Origin of the sequence: Cryobacterium sp. Hz7, assembly GCF_004402815.1 — a bacterium.
GTDB lineage: Bacteria > Actinomycetota > Actinomycetes > Actinomycetales > Microbacteriaceae > Cryobacterium > Cryobacterium sandaracinum.
Map to the genome: position 1 here is coordinate 44,871 of NZ_SOFB01000022.1, position 8,792 is coordinate 53,662.

8 protein-coding genes are annotated in these 8,792 nt (G+C 64.9%); 2 read left to right on the forward strand and 6 right to left on the reverse strand.

The genetic code is table 11. The features are described 5' to 3' along the window. Positions 1-108 precede the first annotated feature (108 nt). Together dnaE and E3N86_RS05305 are read left to right on the forward strand one after the other, a co-directional pair. Positions 109-3,423, forward strand: coding sequence for a DNA polymerase III subunit alpha (gene dnaE / locus E3N86_RS05300; protein WP_134511515.1), 3,315 nt, complete (start codon positions 109-111; stop codon positions 3,421-3,423). A 300-nt stretch (positions 3,424-3,723) separates the two neighbouring features. Further along, positions 3,724-4,218, forward strand: coding sequence for a hypothetical protein (locus E3N86_RS05305; RefSeq protein ID WP_134374878.1), 495 nt, complete (start codon positions 3,724-3,726; stop codon positions 4,216-4,218). A 314-nt stretch (positions 4,219-4,532) separates the two neighbouring features. Here E3N86_RS05305 and E3N86_RS05310 read toward each other — a convergent pair whose 3' ends face one another. The 6 genes from E3N86_RS05310 to E3N86_RS05335 all read right to left on the reverse strand — a co-directional run bounded on the left by E3N86_RS05310 (position 4,533) and on the right by E3N86_RS05335 (position 8,633). Beyond that, complete coding sequence (locus tag E3N86_RS05310; RefSeq protein ID WP_134511516.1) at positions 4,533-5,840, reverse strand: LCP family protein; 1,308 nt, start codon at positions 5,838-5,840, stop codon at positions 4,533-4,535. An 86-nt stretch (positions 5,841-5,926) separates the two neighbouring features. Continuing rightward, complete coding sequence (locus E3N86_RS05315; RefSeq protein WP_134374882.1) at positions 5,927-6,481, reverse strand: hypothetical protein; 555 nt, start codon at positions 6,479-6,481, stop codon at positions 5,927-5,929. Beyond that, the gene (locus tag E3N86_RS05320) at positions 6,478-7,047 is read right to left on the reverse strand and encodes a hypothetical protein (RefSeq protein ID WP_134374884.1); all 570 of its coding nucleotides are present in this window, start codon (positions 7,045-7,047) and stop codon (positions 6,478-6,480) included. Before E3N86_RS05320 ends, E3N86_RS05315 begins: the two co-directional genes overlap by 4 nt. A 173-nt stretch (positions 7,048-7,220) precedes the next feature. Next, positions 7,221-7,589, reverse strand: a complete 369-nt coding sequence (locus E3N86_RS05325) for a PadR family transcriptional regulator (RefSeq protein WP_134374886.1) — start codon at positions 7,587-7,589, stop codon at positions 7,221-7,223. Positions 7,590-7,778: 189 nt separating this feature from the next. Beyond that, positions 7,779-8,111 carry a hypothetical protein gene (locus E3N86_RS05330; protein WP_134374888.1) on the reverse strand — a complete coding sequence of 111 codons (333 nt, stop codon included), beginning with the start codon at positions 8,109-8,111 and terminating at the stop codon, positions 7,779-7,781. 84 nt (positions 8,112-8,195) lie between these two features. Next, entirely contained in the window at positions 8,196-8,633 is a 438-nt protein-coding gene (locus E3N86_RS05335; RefSeq protein WP_134511517.1) for an ASCH domain-containing protein, read from the reverse strand. Between the last annotated feature and the right edge of the window lie 159 nt (positions 8,634-8,792).

The window sequence follows — 8,792 nt, forward strand, 5'->3', positions numbered from 1 at the left end:
CAGAGGAACTGAACCCGCGACGCAGCAGATAGACCTTGCCAGTGTCAGAGCCCAGACCTACACTCCCCATATCGAATAAACGTTCGATAGCAGGGGTTGGAGGTACAGATGCGACAGAGCTTCCCGCACCTCCACGTTGCCTCCGCGTACTCGCCGCACTACGGCGTGACCATGCCCGAGGTCCTCGTTGACCAGGCGGCCGCCGCCGGTGCTGACTTCCTCGCCCTCACCGACCGGGACGGGCTGTACGGGGCGGTCAAGCACGTGCGGGCGTGCGCGGCCGCCGGGATCCGGCCGGGCCTGGGCGCGGACCTGGCCGTCCACGACGATGAGCACCGGCCGCTCGGTCGGGTGACCCTGCTTGCCCACGGCGCGGATGGCCGCGGCTATGCCGCGCTCTGTCGGGCCGTGAGTTCCGCGCACGAGGCAGGCCGGGTGCCGAGCATCGACCGCCGCCGGCTCGCTACCTGGGCGGAGGGACGCACCCTCACCGTGCTCCTCGGGCCGCTCTCGGATGTGGGGCTCGCGGTGGAACGCCGGGACAGCACCGAGGCGGTCGCCGGGTTGCGCGCGTGGCTCCGCGTCATGCCGATCGGCTCGGTCACCCTCGAAGTCGTCTGCCACCTGGCGCCGAACGGGCAACGCGGGTCGGTGGCCGCGGCCACCCGGATGCTCGGGCTCGCCGAGGACACCGGGACCCCCGCCATCCTCTCCAACGCCGTCCGCTACGGCGAGCCAACTGACGCGACGACCGCGGACCTCGCCGACGCGACCCGACTCCTCACCCCGCTCGCCCAGCTCGAGGAGCCGCAGGCGAACGGGCAAGCCTGGCTGAAAGACGCACCACACATGCGCCAGGTCGCCCGCATGGTCATCGACGCCGGCGCCCGGAACCCCGGCGCCCTCGACCAACTGCTCCGAACCACCCAGGAGTTGGCGGACCGGTGCGCCCTGGACCCGGCCGCGGACATCGGACTCAGCACACCACGGATGCCGGAAGCCTCGATCATCGGCGTGGTCGGTGACCCGGTGGCTGAGCTCTGGCGACGGGCCCGCCACGGCATCGACGACCGCTACGCCGGCACCACCCTCGCCCGCGCCGCACACGAGGAGCTCGCACATGAGATGGAGACGGTCGAGCACCTCGGGTTCGCCGCTTATTTCTTGACCGTCGCCCGGGTCGCGGACCTGATCCGGGGCATGGGAGTCCGGGTGCAAGCGCGGGGGTCCGGTGTCGGCTCCGTCCTCAACTACGCGCTCCGCACCTCGTCGGTCGAACCGATTGAGAACGGGCTCATTTGGGAGCGGTTCCTCTCCCCCGAACGCCAGACCCTCCCCGACATTGATATCGACGTCGAATCCGCCAGGCGTCATGACATCTACCGGGAAGTGTTCCAGGTCTTCGGCGCCGACCGGGTGTCACTGATGTCGATGACCAACGCGTACCGGGGGCGGGGCGCCGTCCGGGACGCCGGGCTCGCCCTCGGCATGCCGGAGGACCAGGTCGCGGCGATCGCGAAGCAGATGTGGCGGTTCAACGCCCGCGACTTCCGCCGGGCCCTCGAGGAGAAACCCGAGCTCGCGGACCTTGCCCAGCAGGTGCGCGAGTCGCAGCAGCTGGACCAGTTGGTGGACCTGACGGCGAAGCTCGACCGGCTCCCCCGCCACATCAGCGTGCACCCGTGCGGCGTCATCCTCTCCGACACGTCCCTCCTCGACCGGACCCCGGTGCAACGCTCGGGGATGGGACTGCCGATGTCCCAGTTCGACAAGCACGATATGGACCCGATGGGCCTGATCAAGCTCGACATCCTCGGCGTCCGAATGCAATCGGCAATGGCCTTTGCGATCGAGGAGCACCGGCGCCTTACCGGCGAGACCATCGACTTGGACCGGGTTCCCCTCGACGACGAACCTACCTACGAAATGCTCCGCACCACCCGCACCCTCGGCGTCTTCCAACTCGAGTCCCCCGGGCAGATGGAGCTGATCGGGAAGCTCCAACCGGCAGTGTTCAACGACCTGACCGTGGAGATCAGCCTGTTCCGACCCGGCCCCATGCAAGCGAACATGCCCCTCCAGTATCTGAAGGCGCGGCACGGGGAAGTCGCACCCGACCACATGCACCCACGGTTCAAGCCCTTCTTGGCCGAAACCAACGGTGTCGTCGTCTTTCACGAGCAGGTGATGCGACTCTTCGACGAGTTGACCGGCTGCGGCATGGGTAAGGCCGATGTGTTCCGTCGGCACCTCGGGAAATCTGGCGACCTTGCCGAGATTGAAGCGTACGTTCGGCAGCAGGCGGCTACCCGCGGGTTCCCGGCGCCGGTCGTGGACCGGGCGTGGAAGGTGCTGTCCGGGTTCGGCAGTTTCGGGTTCGCCAAAGCGCACGGCGCGGCATTCGCCCGAACCACGTACGAGAGCGCCTGGCTGAAAACGCACCACCCGGCGACGTTCTTCGCCGGGCTCCTCACCCACGACCCCGGCATGTGGCCCAAGGACCTCATCGTTGCCGAAGCCCGCAACCTCGGCGTCCCCGTCCTCGGCCTCGACGTCCAGAAGTCCGCGCTGGACTACCGGGTCGAGCAGCTGGGCGACGGGCAGCTCGCCATCCGCCTTGCCCTGCCCGAACTCGCCGGATCCAGCGCGGTGGAGCGGCAGCGGATCGCCGGGCATCAACCGTTCTCCTCGTTGCAGGACTTCCGCGATCGGGTGCGGCCGCGCCGACGCACATTCGAAGCCCTGGCCCGGGTCGGCGCCCTCGACTCGTTCATCGGCTACGACCGGGCCCGCCGCGGCGACCTCCTCGCCCACATCCAAGGCCTCGGCGGCAAGGCCCTCCCCGTCGGCCCAGACCAGCTCGCCTTCGACATTGATCTGCCGCTGCCCGACTTCTACCGGGCAGTCACCGCCCTCGACCTCCGCGGCCGCACCCAAACAGACGTGGAACTCCGAGACCTCGGCCTCGCCGTCAGCCAGCACCAAATGACCCGTTTCTACCCCCTCTTCAAAGAACTCGGAGTCACACCTGCCTCGGAGCTTGCGAACCTGCCCGGCGGAACCGAAGTACTCGTCGCCGGGGTCCGACGTGCCACCCACACTCCCCCGATGCGTAGCGGCAAGCGCGTGGTCTTCCTCTCTCTCGACGACGGCAGCGGGCCAGTATCCAACGTGGTGTTCTTCCACGACGCCCAAGCAACGATCGGGGCGCCCGTGTTCCGCACCCACTACGCCCTGATCCGCGGCCGAACCCGGCGCACCGGCGCCCGCGGCGTTTCAGTGACCGGCGAGCAAATGTGGGACCTGCTCGACGTGGCAGGGAAAGTTCGAGCACGCCAGGCTGCGGAGCGGGAACGGGAGCGGGTGGTGGTCGAGGCAGAGGCTGCGGACAACGTCATCCAGATGTGGAGGCGGAGGGCGTGAGGCTCCCGACGCTATTCACAGGACGGGCGTTCCTTTAGACGCGCCTGACTGCGAATTCTCCCGGGCGGAGCAAACGGGACGGTCCCTTCAGCAGAAGCTCCCTGGCCGTTTCGTGTCGATTTCCATACTCGGCAGCACAAATTCCGCACTCGCCTGCACAGCTCGTTCACGCCACCACAGGCCTTGGCTCTGTTCCATGAGGGTCCGGCTTACGGGCGACGGCGCCGATGAAGGGGCCGGGCATCGCACAAACTCCGATCGATACCGAGTTTGCGCGCCGTGCGCGCATATGCTCGAGGCGTGGTCAAGCGGTATTGGCGTGTCGCGGTCATTGGGCTGGGGGTCGGCTTTTTCCTGGGTGCTGCGCTCTTCGGCATGATGGCCGTCTCTGGGAACCCGGATTGGCGTGGTTACCTAGCTGTTGAGGATGTCCTGCGATCGACGGTCTCGTACGGGCTGATTGGATTGCTCGTCGCGGCGGCAGCCGTCGTTGGAGGTTGGGCCTCCGTAGCGCTATTAGACCGGCGGTTTGAGAGACGGCCAAGCATGCGCGTTTCGTTGGCCTCCGTAGGGGCAGCCGCGGGAACCATGCTGTTGGGATCCCTTGCAGGAATAGTGGATTCGGTGCAAGGATCCGCCTCCTGGTTGGTGGTCATCGTCGGGATTGCTTTCGTGCTGGCGGTCGTGGCGGCGATTGCTGCCGCGGTATTGGTTTCCTATGCGGAGAGGCACGCTTCAAGTAGTTCCGTGAAAGCGGTTTCGCAGGCTCCAGATGGTCATTGGATTGATTTCTAGCTGAGACCTTTTTCAGGCGTGGCTCTGCGCCGCTCACCGTTCCCAAACACCACCCAGCTGATCAAAGCCGGCTCGAAGCCCTCGCGGCGAATTCTGTGCCCCATGAAGGTCCGGCTTACGGGCATGCTTCTTCGCATACGCAACCGCTGACCACCTTCAGTGCCCAGATCATCGCAGCGTTCAAGCGCTCGAAGCTGACATCCGCAGCTAGGTCAAAGAGCGGAACGAAAACCCGAGCTCGTTCATCTGGACGAAGCAGAACAAATTCTCGACTCCCTCAAACGACCACCACGACGGACTAACTGCGCTGGACACTAGTTGCCCTTCGTGCAAGTTTGCTCGGCTGCGGTTTGTCCGGTGACGCTGGTCGGCAGCATTGCATCAGTCGTAGCGGGAGCAGGGGTCGCCGCAGGCGTTGACGCGGGTGGTGACGTCGAGGTGGCTTGTGGGGTCGCGGTTGTCACAGGACCGGGGACGACCGGTGCGCTGCTCGCGCGCACCGCCCCTGGTCCCGGGTCGCCGGTGAGCTGCAACGGTTGATCCGCGACCAACGCCATGTTCAGAACTTCGGCGGCGCTGGACTCGGCGATGACCCGTCCCCACTCGGTTGGGTCAGACACGGTGGGATACTGCAGGAAGACCATGTTCGCCAGACCGGTGTCTTTGAGCGCGACAGCGATCTGGACCAGGGTCGTCGGATTCGTCAACGTGTCAGAGAGGACCATGTTGTTGGTCGCGGCCTTAGCCAGGGAGAACAGCGTGATCGGGTTAGCGAGGATGCCACCGCTTACGACTTTCCGGGCCAAGGCGGCCATGAAGACCTGCTGGTTGCTGATCCGACCCAGGTCACTGCCATCGCCCACACCCTTTCTGCTGCGCAGAAACGAGAGAGCGTCCGCACCGACGAGAGTCTGCTGGCCGGCCGCCAAGTGCAGCGGCGGATTCGTATACAGGTCGTTGACCGGTGTTGCCAGGCAGACAGTGACCCCTCCGACGGCGTCGGACATGGCGGTTACACCGTCGAAGCTGACTTGAGCGGCGTAGGTAATCTGGATACCAATCAGCTTCTCGATCGTCAGCACTACGCAGGACAGTCCGCCACGGGACAGAGTTGTGTTGAGCATCACCCGGCTGGATGCCGGTGTGGTTCCGCCGTCCGGCTGCGGGCACGCTGGAACGGCCAGCATCAGGTCGCGGGGAAAACTGACTACGCTCACGCTCTGATGATTCTGTGCAATGTGCAGCAGAATTGTGACGTCGTTGTTTCCCGCGCCGGAACTACCCTCCAACCCGGCACTATTCTCGAAGGCCGTGCCTTGGCCGGTGCGGGTGTCAGTGCCAGTCAATAGCAGGTTCACCCCGCCGGCGATCGCGCTCACCTCCGCGCCGGGAGCGGCCTTGTCTCCGGGCGCCTGGGCCAGATGAACGCCAGGCTTGACACTGCTCGCAAGGTCCCAGGTGGCAACCGCGGCAACGGAACCCCCACTGACCAGAAGGACACCTAAGGTGAATCCAAGCGTTTTCGCTACCGTCCGCCACGGCCCCCGACGCGTCAACTGTCCATGCCGGATTGGCTGATCCAACTGCCTGCCACGCCGTCTCGCGGACTCACTGGTTCTCACGAACTAACCTCCCGACCGGCCAATGAACCGGCCCCCCTTGGAATCGACCGCTTGGGCACACCTGTTTCCCCCGGAACAGCGGCTCGTCAGTGGTTGTTGTCGTTGCCCATAACGTGGACGGCGTAGCCCCAGCATCCAGCGTCGTCCCAGTGGTAGTCGGCGCCGCCTCCGGTGTCACCGTCGAGTGCGAGGCGGGCGGCTGCCCGCTCGGAGGTTGGAAGAGTGTCCTCCCACATCACTGGAAGCACAGCGCTGTCTCTTTCCCAGAACGGTTCGAAGGTGTAGACGTATCCCTTGTCTTTCATGCAGGCACCAACGATCGTCTGCGTCTCCACCCATTCCCTGCCGTTGGCCTGTTCATCGGGGGTCATCGCCTTGAACGCCTCGGATGCCATCGGATCAGCGTTGTCGGCAGCTTCGATAGCGCCCGCTTCCGACGTCACCGACGTGCCCAGGGTGCCGGTTGGTGTGGGGGTAACAGCCTCGGCAGGAACGACGGCGGCTTCGGCCGCGCGTACGGATGGTGAGTCCGGGGCTGCAGGATTGAGCGTCGCCGCCGCGCCCATCCCGAAGACAGTCAGCGAGAGGGCCAGAAGCCCAGCTCCGGCCAAACCGATTCCGAGTGCGAGTTTCTTCTTCATCGAGCCATCTCTCCAATTGTCTTGAGTCGGGTGCCGGTGTCGGCAGGGGCGGTCCGGTGTTCCGGCCACCACCAGATCGCTGCCGCAGTGAAGAACAAGCCAAGCCCTGCGATGAGGCTGTTGCTGGCGAGTCCCCACCCTGGCATCGTGAAGGTCAAGGCACCCACCGTGGCACTGAGGGAGTAGAGCTGAAAAAGGCCGAAGTGAACGAGTCCAAAGCTAGCGAGCACCATGACGAGCGCGCCGAGGACACGTGTCCGGCGCCGAGACAGCAGCACTAGTCCGCCGACAGCGAGGACAGTGGACGAGGCGATGGTCAGTGCGGTTGCGGAGCCCGGCCGGATCTGTTCCCCGATCACGCTGAGCGCAATCCGGGTGAGCACGAAGAGACCCCAGCCCAGCACGGCGGAAGCTACGACCAGAACGAGCGCCGATACGGCGCCCTCGACCCGGTGTCGGCGAAAGCCGGTCGGGTCCGCCAGGGCGACTTGCCTTCGCTGCGCGTGACGCCAGCTCAGGTCAGCAGGTGCGCCCCGCAGCGCACGACTGAGAATTGCGCGAGCCACCGCGCGCGGCGTTGTTCCCGATTCATCGGCCCAGATCGCGTGCTCATACAGGTCCGAGGCGAGTTCGTCGCGACGACCAGCGGCGACCTGGGCATCAACTTCGCGTGTGTACCACGAGCACCAGCGAGAGACCCGGCGAACGGCGTGATGGTAGGGCATAGACGTCAACACGCTCATGCGAAAGTCGCCCCTGCCTGTGCGATCCGAGGCACGTTTGCCTCTTTGCGGTTCGTTTCCGCCTGCGCCTTGACCAGGGCGCGTGAACCTTCCGCCGTCACGGTGTACAGCCGGCGTCGGGGCCGTCCCTCGGACTCGGCACTGGCCGGGTCTTCCCAGCTGGCTTCGAGGATGCCGGATTCCGCCATCCGAGACAACGCCTTGTAGAGCGTGCCGTGAGCCGTGAGCGCGAAACCATCATGGGAGGAGAGTTGCTTCGCCAGGGCGAAGCCGTAGAAGCTGCCCTCGCTCGCTTGGAGCGTGAGCCCGCTCTCCAAAATGTCCACCTCGATCGGAAAGAGAGTACCTGGTCGTCTGCGTGCCATAGACACAACTATAGGAAGATAGGTTCTTATAAGCAAACCCCCGTTGAGGGGGCACGAAGCTCATGGCCGGTCCTGGCTGAGAGTCATGATGAGGCGGTGCGCCGAGTTGTCCTCGTCGCCTCGCCGACCCGGGAACGGGGGCGGCCGCGACTGCGAATGGCGCTGCTTGCCGGGCGGCGGATTGGCGCTCTATTGACGGGTCAGTTGCGCCAGCAGAGTCTCAGCCACACTGAAGATGCTGCCGATCGAGGAGAAAGTGACGATGCCAGCAACACCCCAGAACCAGTAGCGGTCACTCCGACCCGCTCTCATCCGGTTCCACGCCAGCCACCACGCGGCCACCGTCGCCAAGGTGGAAGCGATTACGGTACCGAAGGCCATCCGGACGAAATCTGCTCCGTCTGGTGCATCCCAGGAGGTCGTCGCGAGCACAATACAGAGTGGAACGACGATCATCCCGACGAACCCGATAAGCACCGGAGACACAGCACGTCGTTTCTGAGTACTCGTCTGGGTTGTCATGCGGTGAGTCTCTCAGGTCTCGCCCTTGCAGACGACGGAATCACTCCAGCGATCCGTAAAAGTGTTGGGCTGCCGGTATGAGGGCTATCGGTTTGCTTGGCCGAGCGCCTCAATCAATTGGAACCGCTCCAGCACGACAAGCGTGTCGTCATCGACTGTGAAGGTTGGGCTGTTGAGGAAGGCCCGCATCTCCGTGCCGTGCCAGAAGGCTTCGTGACCGCGGCGCCAGGCTGCTACGGAGACGAATCCTTCGCCCTCGTCGCGCGCATGCTCGAGGCCGACGTCAGCAAGTCGGACAATCTCGACCGCAACTGTCTGGATGATTGCCACCGCGGCATCGTGGGAATCCACGACCGTCTGCTTGTTCCCGATGATCGGCAACTGTTCGTCCTCAATCGAGTACTCCACGAGGGTCGAACTTGTGGAGGTCTTCGTGCCGGCCAGGATTGCGGCGATCAGCCGCTCCCGAAGTGGGCCCGGAAAACCGAACTCAGCAATCTGGAATTCGCCGTGGTTAGTCATGAGGTGATTTTAGGTGCCGAGGCTCGCGACCCTGTGCCGTGGGGCGTTCATCTTACGAGCTGCTCCGGATGTTCCCTCCTGGCCAAGCAATCGACGGCGTATTTACCCGAACGACCTCGCGGTCGTAGGCTCGCTCTTAGTAGGGCACTCAGGTGTCCG